28 protein-coding genes are annotated in these 20,100 nt (G+C 68.1%); 6 read left to right on the forward strand and 22 right to left on the reverse strand.

Going from position 1 to position 20,100, the window contains the following annotated elements; all coding sequences use genetic code 11:
- The 16 genes from rplN to A6A29_RS03470 all read right to left on the reverse strand — a co-directional run bounded on the left by rplN (window position 1) and on the right by A6A29_RS03470 (window position 7,785).
- On the reverse strand, window positions 1-369 hold the full coding sequence (rplN, locus tag A6A29_RS03395) for a 50S ribosomal protein L14 (protein ID WP_003966950.1): 369 nt from the start codon (window positions 367-369) through the stop codon (window positions 1-3).
- A 109-nt stretch (window positions 370-478) separates the two neighbouring features.
- Entirely contained in the window at window positions 479-763 is a 285-nt protein-coding gene (gene rpsQ, locus A6A29_RS03400; protein WP_073718385.1) for a 30S ribosomal protein S17, read from the reverse strand.
- Window positions 763-987, reverse strand: a complete 225-nt coding sequence (gene rpmC, locus A6A29_RS03405) for a 50S ribosomal protein L29 (RefSeq protein ID WP_073718386.1) — start codon at window positions 985-987, stop codon at window positions 763-765. Before rpmC ends, rpsQ begins: the two co-directional genes overlap by 1 nt.
- Window positions 987-1,406 (reverse strand): 50S ribosomal protein L16, encoded by a 420-nt coding sequence (rplP, locus tag A6A29_RS03410; RefSeq protein WP_014047785.1) that lies wholly within the window; start codon window positions 1,404-1,406, stop codon window positions 987-989. Before rplP ends, rpmC begins: the two co-directional genes overlap by 1 nt.
- A gap of 5 nt (window positions 1,407-1,411) precedes the next feature.
- Window positions 1,412-2,248: a 30S ribosomal protein S3 gene (gene rpsC, locus A6A29_RS03415; protein WP_073718387.1), complete on the reverse strand. Its 837-nt coding sequence runs from the start codon at window positions 2,246-2,248 to the stop codon at window positions 1,412-1,414.
- Entirely contained in the window at window positions 2,248-2,595 is a 348-nt protein-coding gene (gene rplV, locus A6A29_RS03420; protein ID WP_004571827.1) for a 50S ribosomal protein L22, read from the reverse strand. Before rplV ends, rpsC begins: the two co-directional genes overlap by 1 nt.
- Window positions 2,596-2,637: 42 nt before the next feature.
- On the reverse strand, window positions 2,638-2,919 hold the full coding sequence (rpsS, locus tag A6A29_RS03425; RefSeq protein ID WP_015610726.1) for a 30S ribosomal protein S19: 282 nt from the start codon (window positions 2,917-2,919) through the stop codon (window positions 2,638-2,640).
- Window positions 2,920-2,931: 12 nt separating this feature from the next.
- Window positions 2,932-3,768 (reverse strand): 50S ribosomal protein L2, encoded by an 837-nt coding sequence (gene rplB / locus A6A29_RS03430; protein ID WP_073718388.1) that lies wholly within the window; start codon window positions 3,766-3,768, stop codon window positions 2,932-2,934.
- Between the two features lie 39 nt (window positions 3,769-3,807).
- Entirely contained in the window at window positions 3,808-4,146 is a 339-nt protein-coding gene (gene rplW / locus A6A29_RS03435) for a 50S ribosomal protein L23 (protein ID WP_031096361.1), read from the reverse strand.
- Complete coding sequence (gene rplD, locus A6A29_RS03440) at window positions 4,146-4,796, reverse strand: 50S ribosomal protein L4 (protein WP_073718389.1); 651 nt, start codon at window positions 4,794-4,796, stop codon at window positions 4,146-4,148. Before rplD ends, rplW begins: the two co-directional genes overlap by 1 nt.
- Window positions 4,797-4,800: 4 nt before the next feature.
- On the reverse strand, window positions 4,801-5,445 hold the full coding sequence (gene rplC, locus A6A29_RS03445; protein WP_014047781.1) for a 50S ribosomal protein L3: 645 nt from the start codon (window positions 5,443-5,445) through the stop codon (window positions 4,801-4,803).
- Between the two features lie 13 nt (window positions 5,446-5,458).
- Window positions 5,459-5,767, reverse strand: coding sequence for a 30S ribosomal protein S10 (gene rpsJ, locus A6A29_RS03450; protein WP_003948644.1), 309 nt, complete (start codon window positions 5,765-5,767; stop codon window positions 5,459-5,461).
- Between the two features lie 469 nt (window positions 5,768-6,236).
- Window positions 6,237-6,446 (reverse strand): DUF397 domain-containing protein, encoded by a 210-nt coding sequence (locus A6A29_RS03455; RefSeq protein ID WP_073718390.1) that lies wholly within the window; start codon window positions 6,444-6,446, stop codon window positions 6,237-6,239.
- Between the two features lie 22 nt (window positions 6,447-6,468).
- A complete protein-coding gene (locus tag A6A29_RS03460) occupies window positions 6,469-6,678 on the reverse strand; it encodes a DUF397 domain-containing protein (protein WP_073718391.1) in 210 nt (69 codons plus the stop codon).
- A 22-nt stretch (window positions 6,679-6,700) separates the two neighbouring features.
- Window positions 6,701-6,910: a DUF397 domain-containing protein gene (locus A6A29_RS03465; RefSeq protein WP_073718392.1), complete on the reverse strand. Its 210-nt coding sequence runs from the start codon at window positions 6,908-6,910 to the stop codon at window positions 6,701-6,703.
- A complete protein-coding gene (locus tag A6A29_RS03470) occupies window positions 6,907-7,785 on the reverse strand; it encodes a helix-turn-helix domain-containing protein (protein ID WP_073718393.1) in 879 nt (292 codons plus the stop codon). The genes A6A29_RS03465 and A6A29_RS03470 overlap by 4 nt, the downstream gene beginning before the upstream one ends.
- A 164-nt stretch (window positions 7,786-7,949) precedes the next feature.
- Here A6A29_RS03470 and A6A29_RS03475 point away from each other — a divergent pair, with 164 nt between their 5' ends.
- Complete coding sequence (locus tag A6A29_RS03475; RefSeq protein ID WP_073718394.1) at window positions 7,950-8,387, forward strand: ATP-binding protein; 438 nt, start codon at window positions 7,950-7,952, stop codon at window positions 8,385-8,387.
- Between the two features lie 315 nt (window positions 8,388-8,702).
- Entirely contained in the window at window positions 8,703-9,812 is a 1,110-nt protein-coding gene (locus A6A29_RS03480; RefSeq protein ID WP_073718395.1) for a hypothetical protein, read from the forward strand.
- 68 nt (window positions 9,813-9,880) lie between these two features.
- Here the strand turns inward: A6A29_RS03480 and A6A29_RS43715 are convergent, their stop codons facing one another.
- On the reverse strand, window positions 9,881-10,147 hold the full coding sequence (locus A6A29_RS43715) for a heavy metal-binding domain-containing protein (protein ID WP_158074361.1): 267 nt from the start codon (window positions 10,145-10,147) through the stop codon (window positions 9,881-9,883).
- A gap of 73 nt (window positions 10,148-10,220) precedes the next feature.
- Window positions 10,221-11,000, reverse strand: a complete 780-nt coding sequence (locus A6A29_RS03490; protein WP_073718397.1) for an SDR family oxidoreductase — start codon at window positions 10,998-11,000, stop codon at window positions 10,221-10,223.
- Window positions 11,001-11,144: 144 nt separating this feature from the next.
- Here A6A29_RS03490 and A6A29_RS03495 point away from each other — a divergent pair, with 144 nt between their 5' ends.
- The 3 genes from A6A29_RS03495 (at window position 11,145) to A6A29_RS03505 (ending at window position 14,274) form a co-directional block, all read left to right on the forward strand.
- Window positions 11,145-11,630, forward strand: a complete 486-nt coding sequence (locus tag A6A29_RS03495; RefSeq protein WP_073718398.1) for a GNAT family N-acetyltransferase — start codon at window positions 11,145-11,147, stop codon at window positions 11,628-11,630.
- 78 nt (window positions 11,631-11,708) lie between these two features.
- Complete coding sequence (locus A6A29_RS46175; RefSeq protein ID WP_241838303.1) at window positions 11,709-13,259, forward strand: hypothetical protein; 1,551 nt, start codon at window positions 11,709-11,711, stop codon at window positions 13,257-13,259.
- Window positions 13,260-13,551: 292 nt separating this feature from the next.
- Complete coding sequence (locus A6A29_RS03505; protein WP_073718399.1) at window positions 13,552-14,274, forward strand: S1 family peptidase; 723 nt, start codon at window positions 13,552-13,554, stop codon at window positions 14,272-14,274.
- A gap of 117 nt (window positions 14,275-14,391) precedes the next feature.
- On the opposite strand, the gene tuf is transcribed toward A6A29_RS03505, so the two are convergent.
- From tuf to rpsL, 4 genes are all read right to left on the reverse strand, one after another.
- Entirely contained in the window at window positions 14,392-15,585 is a 1,194-nt protein-coding gene (tuf, locus tag A6A29_RS03510; RefSeq protein ID WP_015610719.1) for an elongation factor Tu, read from the reverse strand.
- A 160-nt stretch (window positions 15,586-15,745) separates the two neighbouring features.
- Window positions 15,746-17,875: an elongation factor G gene (fusA, locus tag A6A29_RS03515; protein WP_073718400.1), complete on the reverse strand. Its 2,130-nt coding sequence runs from the start codon at window positions 17,873-17,875 to the stop codon at window positions 15,746-15,748.
- Window positions 17,876-17,913: 38 nt separating this feature from the next.
- Window positions 17,914-18,384: a 30S ribosomal protein S7 gene (rpsG, locus tag A6A29_RS03520; protein ID WP_003966970.1), complete on the reverse strand. Its 471-nt coding sequence runs from the start codon at window positions 18,382-18,384 to the stop codon at window positions 17,914-17,916.
- A 2-nt stretch (window positions 18,385-18,386) separates the two neighbouring features.
- A complete protein-coding gene (rpsL, locus tag A6A29_RS03525) occupies window positions 18,387-18,758 on the reverse strand; it encodes a 30S ribosomal protein S12 (protein WP_003948652.1) in 372 nt (123 codons plus the stop codon).
- Between the two features lie 498 nt (window positions 18,759-19,256).
- Between rpsL and A6A29_RS03530 the strand changes: the two genes are divergently transcribed.
- Window positions 19,257-20,033: a Crp/Fnr family transcriptional regulator gene (locus A6A29_RS03530; RefSeq protein ID WP_079182551.1), complete on the forward strand. Its 777-nt coding sequence runs from the start codon at window positions 19,257-19,259 to the stop codon at window positions 20,031-20,033.
- Window positions 20,034-20,100 lie beyond the last annotated feature (67 nt).

Consider the following 20,100-nt stretch of genomic DNA (forward strand, 5'->3'; position numbering starts at 1 on the left):
TTACAGCACCTCCGGCGCGAGCGAGATGATCTTCATGAACTTCTTCTCGCGCAGCTCTCGGCCAACCGGGCCAAAGATGCGGGTGCCGCGGGGGTCGCCGTCGTTCTTCAGAATGACGGCGGCGTTCTCGTCGAAGCGGATGTACGAGCCATCCTGACGACGACGCTCCTTGACGGTGCGAACGATGACGGCCTTGACGACGTCACCCTTCTTCACGTTGCCACCGGGGATCGCGTCCTTGACGGTGGCGACGATGACGTCACCGATACCCGCGTAGCGGCGACCCGAGCCACCGAGAACACGAATGGTGAGAATTTCCTTCGCACCCGTGTTGTCGGCGACGCGCAGTCGCGACTCCTGCTGGATCACGTCTATCTCCTGATCGTCTGCCGGTTCCCGGCGGGGAGCTTCGCAAATGTCTTACGAAGCTCCCCACCGAGCCTGGCGGAACTTGCCTGAGGGGAATGCCCCTCAGGAATTACTTGGCCTTCTCGAGGATCTCGACGATGCGCCAGCGCTTCGAGGCGGACAGCGGCCGGGTCTCCATGATGATGACACGGTCGCCGACGCCGGCAGCGTTCTGCTCGTCGTGGGCCTTGAGCTTGTTCGTACGGCGGATGACCTTGCCGTACAGGGCGTGCTTGACCCGGTCCTCGACAGCGACGACGACGGTCTTGTCCATCTTGTCGCTGACGACCAGACCCTCACGGGTCTTGCGGAAACCGCGGTCGGTGTTGGTCTCAGTCACAGTCTTCTCGCTCATCAGACGCTCTCCACCGTCTCGATGCCCAGCTCGCGCTCACGCATCAGGGTGTAGATCCGGGCGATGTCCTTACGGACGGACTTGAGCCGGCCGTGGTTCTCGAGCTGCCCAGTCGCCGCCTGAAAGCGGAGGTTGAACAGCTCTTCCTTGGCCTCGCGGAGCTTGTCGAGAAGCTCCTCGCCGCCCAGCTCGCGCAGCTCGGACGCCTTGGTACCGGCCGACATCACGACTCACCTGCCTCGCGCCGAACGATCCGGCACTTCATCGGAAGCTTGTGAGCAGCGCGGGTAAGCGCCTCACGAGCAATCTTCTCGTTCGGGTAGGACAGCTCGAACATCACCCGACCCGGCTTGACGTTCGCGATCCACCACTCGGGAGAACCCTTACCGGAACCCATGCGGGTCTCGGCAGGCTTCTTCGTCAGGGGGCGGTCCGGATAAATGTTGATCCAGACCTTGCCGCCACGCTTGATGTGGCGGGTCATCGCGATACGAGCTGCCTCGATCTGGCGGTTCGTCACGTACGCCGGAGTCAGCGCCTGGATGCCGTACTCGCCGAACGCAACCTGCGTACCACCCTTGGACATACCGCTGCGCTTCGGGTGGTGCTGCTTGCGGTGCTTGACCCTACGGGGGATCAGCATTTCGGTCAGGCCTCCGTTCCGGTGCTCTCAGCAGCCGGAGCAGCGGCGGCGGGAGCGTCGGCCTTGGGGGCCTCGGCTGCCGGCGACTGCTGCGGCTTGCGGCCTCGACCGCCACGCTCGCCACTACGGCCACCGCGGCCGGCCGGGCGGTCAGCGCCGCCACGAGCCGGACGGTTGCCTGCGCGGGCTGCGGCGTTCTCGGCGCGGACCTCGGCGATGTTCTTGACGTCGCCCTTGTAGATCCAGACCTTCACACCGATGCGGCCGAAGGTCGTCTTGGCCTCGAAGAAGCCGTAGTCGACGTTCGCACGGAGCGTGTGCAGGGGCACACGGCCCTCGCGGTAGAACTCCGAGCGGGACATCTCGGCGCCGCCGAGGCGACCGCCGCACTGGATCTTGATGCCCTTGGCGCCGGCCTTCATCGTGCTCTGCATGCTCTTGCGCATCGCACGACGGAAGGAGACGCGGGAGGAGAGCTGCTCGGCGACGGCCTGGGCCACCAGCTGAGCGTCCACCTCGGGGTTCTTGACCTCGAGGATGTTCAGCTGGACCTGCTTGCCGGTCAGCTTCTCCAGCTCGCCACGGATGCGATCGGCCTCGGCGCCGCGGCGGCCGATGACGATGCCCGGACGGGCGGTGTGGATGTCAACGCGGACGCGGTCGCGGGTGCGCTCGATCTCAACCTTCGAGATGCCGGCTCGCTCCATGCCCTTCGTCATCATGCGACGAATGGCAACGTCTTCCTTGACGTAGTCCTTGTACAGCTTGTCGGCGTACCAACGGGACTTGAAGTCCGTGGTAATGCCGAGCCGGAACCCGTGCGGGTTTACCTTCTGGCCCATTACCGGGTTCCTTCCTTGCTGCTGACGACCACGGTGATGTGGCTGGTCCGCTTACGGATCCGGTAGGCACGGCCCTGAGCACGCGGACGGAACCGCTTCAGGGTCGGGCCCTCGTCCACGTACGCCTCGCTGATGACCAGCGAAGAGGCGTCGGTGTGGTCGTAGTTGTGTGCAGCGTTGGCAATGGCGCTGTCCAGCACCTTGCCAACCGGCACGCTCGCGGCCTGCGGGGCGAAACGCAGGACCGCCTGAGCCTCCGTGGCATCCATGCCACGGATGAGGTCCACCACTCGGCGGGCCTTCATGGGCGTGACGCGGATGTACCGCGCCTGGGCCCTGGCTTCCATGGTTGTCCCTTCGGTGTAAGTCATAGTCGTTTCCACCCCGCGCTAGCGGCGCTTCGACTTCCGGTCGTCCTTGACGTGGCCGCGGAAGGTGCGAGTCGGCGAGAACTCGCCGAGCTTGTGGCCGACCATCGACTCGGTGACGAACACCGGGACGTGAATCTTGCCGTTGTGCACCGCGATGGTGTGACCCAGCATGGCCGGGATGATCATCGAGCGACGGGACCAGGTCTTGATGACGTTCTTGGTGCCGGCTTCGTTCTGTACGTCCACCTTCTTGACGAGGTGGCCGTCGACGAAGGGCCCCTTCTTGAGACTGCGCGGCATCTAAACCCGCTCCTAGCGCTTCTTGTTCGTCTTGCGGCGGCGGACGATGTACTTGCTCGATGCCTTCTTCGGCGAGCGAGTACGACCCTCCTTCTGACCCCACGGCGAGACCGGGTGACGTCCACCGGAGGTCTTGCCTTCACCACCACCGTGCGGGTGGTCAACCGGGTTCATCGCGACACCGCGGACGGTCGGGCGTACGCCCTTCCAGCGCATACGGCCGGCCTTGCCCCAGTTGATGTTCGACTGCTCGGCGTTGCCGACCTCGCCAATGGTGGCGCGGCAGCGGGCGTCGACCAGCCGGATTTCACCGGACGGCATACGAAGGTGGGCCATGGTGCCCTCCTTCGCCAGCAGCTGCACGGACGTACCCGCGGAACGGGCGAACTTCGCACCGCCGCCGGGCCGCAGCTCGATGGCGTGGATGGTCGTACCGACCGGGATGTTGCGCAGCGCCAGGTTGTTGCCCGGCTTGATGTCTGCGGCCGGACCGTTCTCGACGCGGTCACCCTGCGACAGGCCACGCGGGGCGACGATGTAACGCTTCTCGCCGTCCGCGTAGTGCAGCAGCGCGATGCGCGCGGTGCGGTTCGGGTCGTACTCGATGTGCGCGACCTTGGCCGGCACGCCGTCCTTGTCGTGACGACGGAAGTCGATCACGCGGTAGGCGCGCTTGTGTCCGCCACCCTGGTGGCGAACGGTGATCCGACCGGCGTTGTTACGGCCGCCCTTGCTGTGCAGGGGGCGGACCAGCGACTTCTCCGGCGTGGACCGCGTGATCTCGACAAAGTCGGCGACGCTGGAGCCACGACGGCCCGGGGTCGTCGGCTTGTACTTGCGGATACCCATTTCTCAGTCCTCGTCCGATTCCGGACGACTCGACCTCCGTCAGGAGGTCGGGCCGCCGAAGATGTCGATACGGTCGCCCTCGGCGAGGGTCACGATGGCGCGCTTGGTGTCAGCGCGCTTGCCGAAGCCGGTCTTGGTGCGCTTGCGCTTACCCTGCCGGTTGATCGTGTTGACCCCGGTGACCTTGACCGAGAAGACCGCTTCCACGGCCTGCTTGATCTGGGTCTTGTTGGAGCCGGGCGCGACGATGAACGTGTACTTGTTCTCGTCGAGCAGCGCGTAGCTCTTCTCGGAGACAACCGGCTTGACGAGAACGTCACGCGGGTCCGAGTAGGTCTTGCTCGTGATGGTCGAGCTGGTAACGGTCGCCTCGCTCATCAGGCGTCGCTCCCTTCGGTCTCAGCGGTCTGGGGGCCAGACACGAAGGACTCGAAAGCGGCCTGGGTGAAGACCACGTCGTCAGAGACGATCACGTCGTACGTGTTCAGCTGGCCCGGCTCCAGGATGTGCACCTGGGGCAGGTTGCGTGCGGACAGCCATGCGGCCTCGTCGGCGCGGTCGACGACCAGGAGCACGTTGTTGCGCTCACTGATCTTGCCGAGCAGCGTCTTCGCGGCCTTCGTGGAGATCGCACCCTCGACCACGCCGGTGACGACGTGGATACGGGAGTGACGCGCCCGGTCCGAGAGGGCACCGCGCAGAGCGGCGGCCTTCATCTTCTTCGGGGTGCGCTGCGAGTAGTCACGCGGCTGCGGGCCGTGGACGACGCCACCGCCGGCGAACTGCGGCGCACGGGTCGAACCCTGGCGCGCGCGGCCGGTGCCCTTCTGGCGGTACGGCTTGCGGCCACCGCCTCGGACCTCGGCGCGGGTCTTGGTCTTGTGCGTGCCCTGACGGGCAGCTGCCAGCTGTGCGACGACGACCTGGTGGATCAGCGGAACGCTGGTCTTGGCGTCGAAGATCTCCGCGGGGAGCTCGACGGTACCGGCCTTGTCGCCTGCCGGCGAAAGGATGTCAATGGTGCTCATTACCTCAAGCCCCCTTGGCCGCGGTACGGACCAGGACGAGGCCGCCGTTCGGACCGGGGACCGCACCCTTGATGAGGAGCAGACCCTTCTCCGCGTCAACCGCGTGGATGGTCAGGTTCTGGGTGGTGACCCGCTCGTTGCCCATGCGACCCGCCATGCGCATGCCCTTGAAGACACGGCCGGGGGTGGCACAGCCACCGATGGAGCCAGGCGAACGGTGCTTGCGCTGCACGCCGTGACCGGCGCCGAGGCCCTTGAAGTTGTGACGCTTCATGACACCGGCGAAGCCCTTGCCCTTGCTCTTGCCCGTGACGTCAACCTTGACGCCGGACTCGAACACCTCGGCAGTGACCTCCTGGCCCAGCGTGTACTCGCTGGCGTCAGGGGTGCGGAGCTCCACCAGGTGGCGGCGGGGGGTCACGTCGGCCTTGGCGAAGTGGCCCTTGAGGGGCTTGTTCACCTTGCGCGGGTCGATCTCGCCGAAGGCGATCTGGACCGACTCGTAGCCGTCGCTGTCGTTGGTGCGGACCTGGGTCACGACGCAGGGCCCGGCCTTGACGACGGTCACCGGGACAACCCGGTTGTTCTCGTCCCAGACCTGGGTCATGCCGAGCTTCTCGCCCAGGACGCCCTTAATGTTCTTAGCCATCTCGCGCGTCACCTCAGAGCTTGATCTCGATGTCGACGCCCGCCGGCAGGTCGAGACGCATCAGCGAGTCAACCGTCTTCGGCGTGGGGTCGAGGATGTCGATGAGGCGCTTGTGCGTGCGCATCTCGAAGTGCTCGCGCGAGTCCTTGTACTTGTGCGGCGACTTGATGACGCAGTACACGTTCTTCTCAGTGGGCAGCGGCACCGGGCCCGCGACCGACGCACCAGTGCGGGTCACCGTCTCGACGATCTTCTTCGCCGAGGAGTCGATGACCTCGTGGTCGTAGGCCTTGAGCCGGATGCGGATCTTCTGTCCCGCCATGGCTACTAGTAGTCCTGTCTCTCGAAACGCTCTGGAACCCGGGGGTTCTACCGACTCCTCCTCCGACCCACGCGGTCGGGCGTGTCGCATCCCCTCTACGAAAATCTCCCGAAGGAGATCCCAACCAAGGGGGTGCGGGCCCAAGGACCGCGGAACCGGGGGCGGAACACCCACCGGGTGCCTGGTTTATGCCCTGCTTTACTTCCCGGAAGATTCCCGTACGTCCGGCCCTACAGGGCCGACGAGTACTGTGGGACTCGCTTCCGGTCCTCCCGGCGGGAGGCGCGCAGCATTGACACTCAACCGAGCAACCTGGTCAGTGTGCCATACGGGGAGCGGGCCTGGCCAATCGGGCCCAGGATCCTACCCCCCGCGAGGGAGCGGTCAAACGCGGGCACGCATTCGGCGCACCCACGGCCCGGCGTGGGCCCGGGTCGGGCTTGGGCTGGGGCGCGCGTGCGTAGAGGGGTCAGTGCCCGGCGGCGTACGGGACGAAGCTCACCCAGGCGGCAGGGGCGACGGCGAGACGGGGGCCGTGGACGTCCTTGGAGTCACGGACGTGGACGGTGTCGGGGGCGGGGGCGACCTCGACACAGTCGTTGCCATCGCCACTGCTGCTGTGGCTGCTCTTGAACCACCGCAGCTCGGAAGCGTCCCCGGCGGGCGGCTTGCGGATCATGGCTCTCCCCACGCAGAAGCGGTCAGTGCCCGGCAGCGTACGAAACGAAGCCCACCCACGCGGCAGAGGTGACGGCGAGACGCGGACCCTGGACGTCCTTGGAGTCACGGACGTGCACGGCCTCCGGGGTGGACGCGACCTCGACACATTCATTGCTGTTGCTGCTGTCGCTGTAGCTGCTCTTGAACCACTCCAGCGCGTAAGCGGCTCCCGCAGGCGGCTTGCGGATCATGGCTCTCCCCACGCAGAAGGGGTCAGTGCCCGGCAGCGTACGAGACGAAGCCCGCCCACGCGGCAGAGGTGACGGCGAGACGCGGGCCCTGGACGTCCTTGGAGTCACGGACATGGACGGCACCGGAGGCAGCGGCAACCTCGACGCACTCGCTGCCGTCGCTGCTGTCGCTGTAGCTGCTCTTGAACCACCGCAGCTCGGAAGCGTCCCCGGCAGAGGGCTTGCGGATCATGTCTCTCCCAGCACTTGCTCGATGAAGGCCATCGACTCCCGAGGGGTGAGAGCCTGGGCCCGGATCATGCCAGACCGCAATTCGAGGATCCGGATCTGCTTCGGATCCGAGACGGGGCGCCCACCGAACGCTCCGTCGGAACGCCCCACCGCCGTACCGTCCTTGAACTTCAGCAACTGGATCAGTCCACCGATCCCCGCGTGCTCTTCGCGACAGATCGGCATTACCTGAACCGTTACGTTCCGCAACTCGCTGATCACCAAGAGATGTTCCAGTTGACGGCGGAGCACAACTTTACCTCCGAGCGGACGCCGGAGCACCAGCTCTTCCAGGACGAATCCGAGCGTCGGAGCGGGTGACCGCTCGAAGATGACCTGGCGAGCCATACGCGCAGCCACTGCTCGTTCGATCTCATCCTGCGAGTAGGCGGGTTGGCGCATCGCGAACAACGCACGCGCATACTCGGCCGTCTGCAGCAGACCGTGGACGCTGCTGTTGCTGTATGCCAGCAACTCCACCGCCCGAGCCTCCAGCTTCGCCAGTTCTCGGATCTTCTTCGGGTACCGCACCTCCGCGACGTCCGGCTTCATCGCCGCGAGCTTGCCGCCCGCCCTCAGTACCGTGTCCGCCCCGTCCAGGAACTCCGGGCGGGGGATGCGCCGGCCGCCCTCCACCTTGTAGATGAGGTCTTCGCCGTACCCCATCGCCGCCCCGAGCTCGCACGCCCGCATCCCCGCCGCCTCGCGCCACGCCTTGATCTGGCGGCCTACGGCGGCGACCACCGCCACCCCCGACTCGTCGTCCGGGTCGACGTCCCAGCCGGGCTCGTCCGCCCCGCCGTTCCCGTGCTCCGTACCGTCGCCAACCACGCTCATGCGAGCCCCACTTCCGACGTGCGTGCCGATCTTTTCCCAACCACGTCCGTTCCCGGTGCGTCACGCCGGACAGCCAGGACAGCGCCGGACAAGCCCCGGACAGTCACCGTACGCAAGGGCTCTGTCACTGGGCACGGTACGCAGAAGCGGCCACGCTGAGTGACATGAACCCAGAAATCGTCCGCACCCAGCGCCCCGCCGCGAGCCGGACGTTCAGCGTGCTGCTCTCCCCCACCCGCCGAGGGGCCCGGCTCGCCCGGCTGCTCACCGTGGCCCATCTCGGGGCCTGGGGGCTCCCTTCGGAGTCGGCGGCGCACATCGTCGCCGAGCTGGCGGCGAACGCCTCGGTGCACGGCCGCGTGCGGGGCCGCGACTTCCGGCTGCGCCTCGCGGTCCACCACGAGGTCCTGCTGCGGATCGAGGTCACCGACACCCGGGGCGACAGCGTTCCGTCCGGCCCGGGGTCCGTCGAAGCACCTGTGGACGACGCGGAGGGCGGGCGGGGTCTGCTCATCGTCGAGGCCCTGGCCGACCACTGGGGCGTCGTCCCCGGGCCCGTCCCGCTCAAGACGGTGTGGGCCGAACTCGACCTCGCGCGCTGACGGCATCCACCGGGTCGTGCGTGGTCACGACCCGGTACCTCCCGACCGGATCGTGCTCGACCACGACGTGGCGGCCCACGACATCAACTACGTAAAGAACCAAGAGAAATAACCCCACCCGACCCCACCCGGTCTCTACCTGACCCACCCCCCCAGGGCTCGTCACTCACACGGGTGAGGTTTGGCAACTGGGCTGGATTTCGGGCCGGTTGGCAGGCATATGCTCACGCAACACCACCAGACATGCGTCGGCCCCCAATCAGGACTGCAATCCCGATCGAGGGCCTGACCACCGAGGAAGTTCGGAGCTTCCCGATGGATGCCCAGCAGAATACTGCGCTCACCCGCGCCCTGACAGAGGTTCCCGGCCCCCTTCCGGCCTCCGGCGTGATCCACATCGTGATCCCGCACACCAGCCGCTTCACGGTCGTCGGCAACCACCTCGCCCAGCACCCCGGCCTCAGCTCCACCGCCGTGGGCATCGCCGTGCGCATCCAGTCGCTGCCCCAGGGGGCCGACGTGGGGATCAAGGCGCTCGCCGCCCGCTTCCCCGAAGGTGAGATCCGCATCGCCGCCGCCCTGCGCGAGCTGGAGGCCCACGGCTATCTGCAACGGGCCCGGGTACGCCTGCCGAGCGGCCGGATCGTCACCCGCACGGTGTTCTGCAACCAGCCGACGGCTCTTCTGCGGCCCCGCACGGCGGCCCCGCAACCGCCTCCCGCGCCGCTGGTCCCGGCACCGGCTCCGAAGCCCGAGCCACCTGCACCGCAGGCGGACGCGCGGCAGGCACCCGCACCGCAAGCAGACGCACCGCAGGCCGCCGCACCGCAGGCAGCCGCAGCTCTCGCCGTACCGGAGACACCCGGCCCGGCCCCCTTACCGGAACCCGCCGACCGGCCCTCCGCCGCCCCGGAGCCCCGCCCGCCGGTCGTCCCGATGCCGGTCATGGCCCCGCCCCCGGCCCCGGCGTCACCGCCCTTCGTACCGCTGTCCACCGCGCCCAAGCCCCCGCCCCGGCCTCTCCCCGAGCCCCGCGAGCTCACTTCGGAGCTGCACCGGGCCGCCGCCGCGCTCCTGAGCGACCTGCGCCGTCACGCACCGCAGTTCGTGCTGTCCGAGAGTGATGTGCGGCATCTGGTACCCGGTGTCGCGGCCTGGCTCGAACGCGAGGCCCACCCCGACACCATCCGCCATGCGCTGACCGACGACCCTCCCCAGCCCCTCAGGCAGCCCGCGAAACTTCTCAGGCACCGCCTGACCGCCCTGCTGCCACCGCCTCTCCCCGGCGCCCTCGACCTCGCCCCGGTCCGCCGCGCCCCCGCCGTCCCTCTCCAGACCTGCGACGGCTGCGAGCGCGCCTTCCGCTCCCCCGTCCCTGGTCACTGCCGCGGCTGCCGAGCGGAACACGCGCGGAGCGCCGCCTGAGCGCTGTCCGACGAGCCGAGTGGGGGGCCGCCCGTCCGCACAGCCGCTGCGGGGCCGTACGCCGTGGCCTATCCGTACGAGATCGCGGTCCCGTAGGCCACGACGTACCAGGAACCGGCGTCCACCCCGTTCTGGACGGCCGTCAGACGTGCGCCGATGACCTCGTCGGCGCCGACCCCGGCCGCGTTCACGCTCAGAGAGGAGAACGCTTCGCCGGGGAAGACCTGTTGGTCGCCCCACACGACCCAGCTGTTGGTGACGGGGCGGTCCATCCGCTGGGGGTTGTCGACAGTGAGTACCGGGACCGGAAAGGAGACTCTTCTCGCCATAGCCATGGGATGGTGCCAGGGCCTGACCCGTTCGACAACGGACGGTGCACACCACCCGTGGGTACACGCTCCGGACGGATCACCCCGGCGCGATCGGTCCCAGGTAGGTACCGCCGGAGACATCGATGGTCTGGCCGGTCACCCAGCGGCCCTGCGGGCCCGCGAGAAAACCCACCACGTCCGCGACGTCCTCCGGCTCGCCGATCCGTCCGAGCGCGGTGATCGACTCCAGTCCGGCAACCGCCTCGGGAAAGGCGGCGTAGGGGGCGATCATGTCGGTCAGCACCACTCCGGGTTCGACCGTGTTCACGGTGATCCTCCGCCGGCCCAGCTCGTTGGCGAGCGACGGGCCGAGGGCCGCCAGCGCCGCCTTGGTGACGGTGTAGCCGATCTGGCCGGGGTCCGCGATCCGGGTCGCCGCCGAACCCATGTTCACGATCCGTCCGCCGTCCCGCAGCAGCGGCAGCGCCCGCTGGATCACGAAGAGCGGCGTACTCACGTTGACTGCCAGCAGCCGCTCGAACTCCTCCTCGGTGAGCTGCCCGATCGAACGGGCCGAGTGGATGCCCGCGTTGTTGACCAGGATGTCCAGGCCGTCCACGCCGTGCTCCGCCAGCCCGGCGGTGAGCCCTGAGAACAGCTGGTCCACCGCACCGCTCTCGCCGAACCGGGCCCGCACCGCGAACGCCCGGCCACCCGCCTCGGCGATCCGCGCCACGGTCTCGGCGGCGGACGCGTCGTTACCGCCGTAGTGGACCGCGACCAGCGCCCCCTCGGAAGCGAGCCGCAGGGCGACCGCCCGCCCGATCCCCCGCGAGCCGCCCGTCACCAGTGCGGCCCTGCCGTCCAGTTCCCCCATGATCGGCTCCCCCTTGGACATCAGCCGTGGTGCCCGTCGTGTTCGGCCAACGTACGGCAGGGTCCGACAGCGGCGGGGCCGAAGCCGGACTTCTCCCGGCGGACCGGCGGACGGATGCATCAGGTCACCTGACAGAATCCGGCCATGTCCACGAGCACCAAGAACGGCTGGGCCCTGCGCACCGCCACCCCCGAGGACGTCGAGCCCATAGCCGAGCTCCGGGCCCTGGTGATGCGCCCCGACCTGGAGCGGCTGGGCCGGTACGACGAGCACCGCGTACGGCAGCGGCTGCGCGATGTGTACGCGCCGGAGCACACCTCGGTGATCCTTGTGGACGGAGCACTCGCGGGATGCGTGACCCTGCGCCCCGTACAGGACCCCGCACCGGGCGGCGCGGCGGCGGACGGGTGGTGGCTGGAGAACTTCTACCTCTCCCCCACCCTCCAGGGCCGGGGCATCGGCACCTGCGTACTGCGTTCGCTGCTGGAGCGGGCCGACCGCGAGCGCGTCACCGTGCGGCTGGACGTGCTCCAGGGCAGCGCCGCGCGGGCGCTGTACGAGCGGCACGGCTTCGTCGAGGAGCGCCAGGACCCCATCGACGTGTTCATGGTCCGCGAACCGGCGGCCTGACCCCACTTTCCCCGTTCGCCCGGACGGGGCCGGTCCGGCGGCCTAGCCTGATCCTCCACAGCTCTCGGGGGAGGCTCGGTGCGTCTGCTGATCGATGTCCGCGAAGGTGACTGGGCCACCTTCCACGGCCGCTACGGGAACCGGACCGCATGGCGACTCGGCCGTATGGAGTCCTTCGGCCCCTCCTCGTCCCGCGGCGCGGACGACACATCGGCCCGCTGGCACGAGCTGTACGACGCCACGCTCGGTCAGGCCTTCGAGATCTCCGTACCGCCGTCGACGACCGTGTCCGACTGCCTGGCGCACGCGCTGCGCGAGGCCCGCCGTCGCGGTGTCGCCGAGCCCGAAACGGAGCCACCGGCGGACGGGGCGGACCGGTTCTGGGGCGACCGGGTGCTGCGGACCTGGCTGGCCGATCCCGTCACCGACGAACGCCACGAGGACGGGCTGACGCTGGAGCGGGCCGGTCTGACCGAGGACGACCTCGTCGTCCTGTGCGTCGAACGCACCGCGCGGGGCGCCTACTCCATGGGCCCTGCCGCGAATCCGGCCGTCCTGCTGGAGCGGTTGCAGCTCGCGATGAACGGGACCGCCCCCGCCGCCGGACCGCGGCTGTGGGGCGTGCTCCTCTACACCACGGCCGACGTGGAGCTGGCCACGTACGTCCGGACGCACTTCGAGGACCTCAACGCCCTGTCCGGGCCGAACACCCGGGTCTTCGTCGTCGAGCGGCAGGCCAGATGGACCGAGGCACGGAAGTACTGGCGCGCGCACCTGGAGCCGGAGCTGTACCGGATGCTCTCGTCCATGCGGTGGCTGCACTGGCAGCCGTACGACCCCCAGGGCGCCTACAAGATCGCCGCCGTACTGAAGGTGGACCCCGAACTCCTGCCCTGTCTGGTCTTCTTCGACAGCCGGCCCGGACTGCCCTGGGGCGAGCGGAGGATCGTCTTCCCGGTGGAGGACGTCACCCCGAGGTATTTCCGCACCCTCTTCGGCCGCATCGCCAAGGCCCTCGAAAGTGCCCCTCCGGAGGGGGAGCCGCCGCCGGACGGCCGCCACGGACCGCTGTCGTTCGAGAGTCTGCGGGACAGCGAAAGGAGTGACGACCGGACCGTACTGCGCGCGCTGCTGAACAGCGGCCGGGACGGCGACCGCGCCGCCTTCGCCGCCGTCGAAGCGGCCCAGCGGGCGATCAGGGAAGCGCTGCGGCCCGCCCCCGCGCCCAGCACCGGCTACCACCTCGACAACTGCCGGGTCATTCTCACGCCAGGAGCATCCGTGACCGAGAACTTCCACTTCCACGGCCAGAACACCACCTTCATCAACCGCCCCGTGGACACCGTCGTCCAGGACTTCCAGAACCAGCACGGAACGGCCCCGTGCCACGAGGAGCTGCGCAGCCTGCTCCGGCTGACCCTCTCCAGCACCGACCTCGCCGACGCCGAACGCGACGAAGCCGCAGCCGCCGTGCACGACCTGGCCCGGCTCACCGCGGAACCCGAGCCGGACGCACCCGGCGTCCGGCTGCGGGCGGAACGGCTGCGGGAGATGCTCGCCGGTGCCGCCGACATCGCGCAGCCCGCCCTGGCGATCATCGCGTCGGTCGTGGCGGCCGTGACCGGGTAGCGAGCGTCCGTCGTCGCGGCCGTGGCCGGGTAGCGGGCGTCCGTCGTCGCGGCCGTGACCGGGTAGCGGGCGTCCGCCGTCACGGTCACCGCCCGCGCATGGGCGACCAGCCCCGTACGTCGGGTACCGACCCCGGCACGGGCGACGAACCCGCCGGTGACCGCGCGCGAGCGGGGTATAACGCCGCGTTGTGACCAAGCGTGAGTACCCGGTTCACTCCGACTTCGGGACCCTGGGGGCCGACCGACCCCCACGGCCACGCCTCCGGCGTGCCTCCCCCGAAAGAGGAACCATGCGCATAGCCAGGTTAGTGCCCGCCCTCGCCGCCGCGGCGGTCTCCGTCCTCGCCCTCCTCGCACCCACCGCCTCGGCCTCGCCGGCCGCCCCCGCCCCCTCTGCCCAGGCCGTCCAGCCGATCATCGGAGGCGGCTACGCGCAGAACGCCCCCTGGGCCGCGCGCCTCTTCTCCAACGGCCAGGAGACCTGTTCCTCCACGATCATCGCGCCGACGTGGATCCTCACGGCGAAGCACTGCGTCGCGGGCGGCGGGCTGTCGTTCCGTATCGGCAGCCTGGACCAGCACAGCGGCGGCACGGTGGCGAACGGCGTCCAGACCTACACCCACAGCGCCGACCTGGCGCTGGTGCGCCTGGACCGTTCCGTGCAGGGCACCTACTCCCCGCTCGGTCAGCCCGGCTCGGTCAGCGTCGGGCAGAGCGTCCAGGTGTTCGGCTGGGGCGCCACCTCGCAGTGCGGCTCCGAGATCAACTGCCAGTCCCGCTACCTGAAGGTGGCCAATGTGACCGTGAGCGGCGGCTGCACCGACGCGTACGGGGGCTCGGCGATCTGCGCACGGCGCGGCAACGGCATCACCGCGGGCGGCGACTCGGGCGGCCCGATGACGGCGGGCGGTGTCCAGGTCGGCGTGGCCTCGACCAGTGACCGGCAGACCACGACCGCGTACACGAATGTCACGGCGTACCGCTCCTGGATCCAGTCGGTCGCGGGCGTCTGACCTTCGGCCGTACCGGTCCCCCGGCACAAAGCGAAGGGCCCCGTACCTCTCTTGCGAGAGATACGGGGCCCTTCTTTGCAGCTCAGCGAGCTACCAGGTCAGACGATCAAGCAGAAACTACTTGATGATCTTGGTGACCTGGCCGGCGCCCACGGTCCGGCCACCCTCACGGATGGCGAACTTCAGGCCCTCTTCCATGGCGACCGGCTGGATCAGCGCGACGTCCATGAGGGTGTTGTCACCCGGCATGACCATCTCGGTGCCCTCGGGGAGGGTCACCACGCCCGTTACGTCCGTGGTACGGAAGTAGAACTGCGGGCGGTAGTTGTTGAAGAACGGGGTGTGACGGCCACCCTCGTCCTTCGACAGGATGTAGGACTGCGCCTGGAACTCGGTGTGCGGCGTGACCGAACCCGGCTTGATGATGACCTGGCCGCGCTCGACGTCCTCGCGCTTGATGCCACGGAGGAGCAGACCGACGTTCTCACCGGCCTGGCCCTCGTCGAGCAGCTTGCGGAACATCTCGATGCCGGTGACCGTGGTGGTGGTCTTCTCGGTCTTGATACCGACGATGTCGACGGTCTCGTTGACCTTCAGGACACCACGCTCGATACGGCCGGTGACGACCGTACCGCGACCGGTGATCGTGAAGACGTCCTCGATGGGCATGAGGAACGGCTTCTCGACGTCACGCTCGGGCTGCGGGATGGACTCGTCCACGGCGGCCATCAGGTTCAGGACCGACTGGCCCCACTCCTTGTCGCCCTCAAGCGCCTTGAGCGCCGAGACACGCACGACCGGAAGGTCGTCGCCCGGGAACTCGTACTCGGAGAGGAGCTCACGGACCTCGAGCTCGACGAGCTCCATGATCTCCTCGTCGTCCACCATGTCGGCCTTGTTCAGGGCGACGACGATGTACGGGACACCGACCTGGCGGGCCAGGAGCACGTGCTCCTTGGTCTGCGGCATCGGGCCGTCGGTGGCCGCGACCACGAGGATGGCGCCGTCCATCTGCGCCGCACCCGTGATCATGTTCTTGATGTAGTCGGCGTGACCCGGGCAGTCGACGTGCGCGTAGTGACGCGACTCCGTCTGGTACTCGACGTGCGCGATCGAGATCGTGATACCGCGCTGGCGCTCCTCGGGAGCCTTGTCGATCTGATCGAAGGCCGAGGCCTCGTTCAGGTCCGGGTACGCGTCGTGCAGCACCTTGGTAATGGCGGCCGTAAGGGTCGTCTTACCGTGGTCAATGTGACCGATGGTGCCGATGTTGACGTGCGGCTTAGTCCGCTCGAACTTTGCCTTCGCCACTGGGTCCTCCTGCGGAGTGGTTCTGTACGCCTTGCTTCATCGGCGCCAGGTGATCTTTGCTGGGATGCCGGGGCCGGGGGCATTCGACACATTGCTTACGCTCCGTGCCGAATGCCGCACCGGGCTCCGGTGACAAGCCTAAAGCGTGAACTCGGGTGAGCTACTCGCCCTTGGCCTTCGCGATGATCTCCTCGGCGACGTTCCGCGGAACCTCGGCGTAGGAGTCGAACTGCATCGAGTAGCTTGCGCGACCCGAGGTCTTGCTGCGGAGGTCTCCGACGTAGCCGAACATCTCCGAGAGGGGCACGAGGCCCTTCACGACACGAGCACCGCTGCGCTCCTCCATGGCCTGGATCTGGCCACGACGGGAGTTCAGGTCGCCGATGACATCGCCCATGTAGTCCTCGGGCGTGGTGACCTCGACGGCCATCATCGGCTCAAGGAGCACGGGAGAGGCCTTGCGGGCACCCTCCTTGAACGCCTGCGAACCGGCGATCTTGAAGGCGAGCTCCGAGGAGTCGACCTCGTGGTAACCACCGTCGAGAAGGGTGACGCGGACGCCGACCATCTCGTAACCGGCCAGGATGCCGAACTGCATGGCTTCCTGGGCACCCGAGTCCACCGAGGGGATGTACTCCCTGGGGATACGGCCACCGGTGACCTTGTTGACGAACTCGTAGGAGGCGTCGCCACCCTCGATGGGCTCAAGGGCGATCTGCACCTTCGCGAACTGGCCGGTACCACCAGTCTGCTTCTTGTGCGTGTAGTCGATGCGCTCGACGGCCTTGCGGATCGTCTCGCGGTACGCGACCTGGGGCTTGCCGACGTTCGCCTCGACGCGGAATTCGCGCTTCATGCGGTCGACGAGCACCTCGAGGTGAAGCTCGCCCATACCACCGATGATGGTCTGGCCGGTCTCCTCGTCGGAGTGCACCTGGAAGGAGGGGTCCTCCTCCGAGAGACGCTGGATGGCAACACCCAGCTTCTCCTGGTCACCCTTGGACTTGGGCTCGATGGCGACCTGAATGACCGGCGCCGGGAAGTCCATGGACTCCAGGATGACCGGGTTCTTGTCGTCACACAGCGTCTCACCGGTGGTGGTCTGCTTCAGGCCCATGACGGCGATGATGTCACCGGCGCCCACCGACGCGATCTCCTCACGCTTGTTCGCGTGCATACGGTAGATCTTGCCGATGCGCTCCTTCTTGCCCTTGACCGAGTTCAGCACCGCGGTGCCGGCCTCAAGGCGACCGGAGTAGATCCGGACGAAGGTGAGCTTGCCCAGGTGCGGGTCGCTCGCGATCTTGAACGCCAGGCCGGAGAACGGCTCGTCGTCCGAGGGCTTGCGCTGGATGACCTTCTCCGGGTCCTTGACGTCGTGGCCCTCGATGGCCTCGACGTCCAGGGGGGAAGGCAGGTAGCGCACAACGGCGTCGAGCAGGGGCTGAACGCCCTTGTTCTTGAACGCCGTGCCACAGAACACCGGGGTGACGGTGACCGAGTCGGCAGTGCCCTTCGACGCCAGGGTGATCCGACGGACCGCCTCGTGCAGCTGCTCCTGGGTGGGCTCAGTGCCCTCCAGGTACAGCTCCATCATGGCGTCGTCGTTCTCGGCCACGGCCTCAAGGAGCTTGCCGCGCCATTCGTCGGCCGACTCCTTGAGGTTGTCCGGGATCTCGATGACGTTGTACATCTCGCCCTTGGCGGCCTCTTCGGGGTACACGAAGGCCTTCATCGACACGAGGTCGACGACGCCCGTGAAGTCCGCCTCCGCGCCAATGGGGAGCTGCATGACGATCGGGGTCGCGCCGAGGCGGTCCACGATCATCTTGACGCAGCGGAAGAAGTCCGCACCGGTGCGGTCGAGCTTGTTGACGAAGCAGATACGCGGCACGCCGTAGCGGTCCGCCTGACGCCAGACAGTCTCGGACTGGGGCTCGACGCCCGCGACACCGTCGAACACGGTGACAGCACCGTCGAGGACGCGGAGCGAACGCTCCACCTCGACGGTGAAGTCGACGTGACCCGGGGTGTCGATGATGTTGATGGTGTGGTCAACATCATTGAGCGGCCAGTGGCAGGTCGTCGCGGCGGACGTGATCGTGATGCCGCGCTCCTGCTCCTGCTCCATCCAGTCCATCGTGGCAGCGCCGTCGTGGACTTCACCGATCTTGTACGAAACGCCGGTGTAGAAGAGGATCCGCTCGGTGGTGGTCGTCTTGCCCGCGTCGATGTGGGCCATGATCCCGATGTTGCGGACCTTGGCCAGGTCAAGCGAAGTGGTGGCCATAAGGCTCAATCTTCTCTCGGTCTCGATGTGGGTAGCGACTACCAGCGGTAGTGCGCGAAGGCCTTGTTCGACTCGGCCATCTTGTGGGTGTCCTCACGCTTCTTGACCGAAGCGCCGAGGCCGTTGGAGGCGTCGAGCAGTTCGTTCATGAGGCGCTCGGTCATGGTCTTCTCGCGGCGCGCGCGGGAGTAACCGACGAGCCAGCGCAGAGCGAGGGTGGAGGCGCGACCGGGCTTGACCTCGATCGGCACCTGGTAGGTGGCGCCACCGACACGGCGGGACTTGACCTCGAGCGAGGGCTTGACGTTCTCAAGCGCGCGCTTCAGCGTGATGACCGGGTCGTTGCCGGTCTTCTCGCGGAGGCCTTCCATGGCGCCGTACACGATCCGCTCGGCGGTGGAACGCTTGCCGTCGAGCAGGATCTTGTTGATCAGCGAGGTGACAAGAGGAGAGCTGTAGACCGGGTCAATGATGACCGGGCGCTTCGGGGCGGGGCCCTTACGAGGCATTCTTACTTCTCCTTCTTGGCGCCGTAGCGGCTGCGGGCCTGCTTGCGGTTCTTGACACCCTGGGTGTCAAGGGAGCCGCGGATGATCTTGTAACGAACACCCGGCAGGTCCTTCACACGGCCACCACGCACGAGCACGATGGAGTGCTCCTGCAGGTTGTGTCCCTCACCCGGGATGTAGGCCGTGACCTCGATACCGGAGGTCAGACGCACACGCGCGACCTTACGGAGGGCCGAGTTCGGCTTCTTCGGGGTGGTCGTGAACACACGCGTGCAGACGCCGCGACGCTGGGGCGAACCCTCGAGCGCGGGCGTCTTGTTCTTCTCGACCTTGTCCTGCCGGCCCTTCCGGACCAGCTGCTGGATCGTAGGCACTACTTCTCCGGTTTCTGTGTGCCGTTCGTGAAACTAACCTGGAACATCGCCGACCCACGCGGTCGGGTGTGTCGAATACTGCAGGCTCCTGCCCTAGGGGCAGAAGGGGCGCAGATTGCGGTGGCCACTTACGGACTCGCCATGCGGTTGAGGACACGCACCCGAGCCCAGGCACACCCCAGGCACAAGGCTTGAGCGTACCTACCTCACGCACTCCGGTCAAAACAAATGCTGTCCACCATGACACGCCGGGGTCCCGGGGACGGCGCGCCGGGGTCCGTGGACCTCCCCGGCAACGGTCCGTGGACCGCCCGGCAGCGATCCGTGGACCGCCCGGCAGCGATCCGTGGACCGCCCGGCAGCGGTCCGGGAATCTCCCCTTCCGCGATCCGCGGATGTCCCCGGCAGCGGGCGGATGGCCGAAATCCGGTCACTCCGGACCCGGTGCGCCCGGGGCCTCAGTACATTGAACCGCGCGCCGGAAGATCGGGGGACGGCATGACGGCGGCTGCACCCTTACCCGGCGACGGCGGACTCGACGACCGCGTGCCCTTTCTCGCCCGGCTGGAGAGCGAGGACCGCGCCGCGCTGCTCGCGCTCGGCCGTGAGCTCCCCTTCGCGCCCCGCGCGCCGCTGCTGCGCCAGTACGAGCCGTCCTCGCACGTCCTGCTGATCCTGCACGGCTGGACCAAGGTGACCGCCTCCGCCGCCAACGGCTACGAGGCGCTGCTCGCGCTCCGGGGCCCCGGAGACATCATCGGCGAGTCCGCCGCGCTGACCGGACGCCCCCGCTCGGCGACGGTGACCGCGCTGGAGCCGGTACGCGCCGTGGCCATCGAGCACGAACGCTTCCGGGAGTACGCCGTCCGCTCCCCCGCCATCTCGTTCACGCTGCTCGGACTGACCGCCGACCGGACCCGCGCGGCCGACCAGCGCCGGCTGGAGTTCGCCTCGATGAGCGTGCGGGAGCGGTTCGCGGTGCTGCTGCTCGACCTCGCCCGCACCCACGGCCGCCGCACGGACGAGGGCGTCGAGCTCGCCGTACCGCTCAGCAAACAGGAGCTGGCCGGTGCGGTCGGCGCCTCCCGCGAAATGGTCCAGCGGCTGCTCAAGGACCTGAGGGCGCGCGGCATCGTCACGACCGGACGGCGGGCGCTGGTGATCGTACGACCGGACGCGCTGCGCATGATCGTCGGCGCGCGGCCCACGGCATCGACGGCCCCGCCGCTCGCCCCACCGCACTCCGCGTCACCCGAGGCGCCCTCTTCCGCGTGAGCACGCGGTCCCCCCGAGTCACTGTGTGCACACGGTCACACTTCGAGTGCGTCATCCGTCCTCACCA

The sequence above is a fragment of the Streptomyces sp. TSRI0281 genome, assembly GCF_001905125.1.
Taxonomy (GTDB): Bacteria; Actinomycetota; Actinomycetes; order Streptomycetales; family Streptomycetaceae; genus Streptomyces.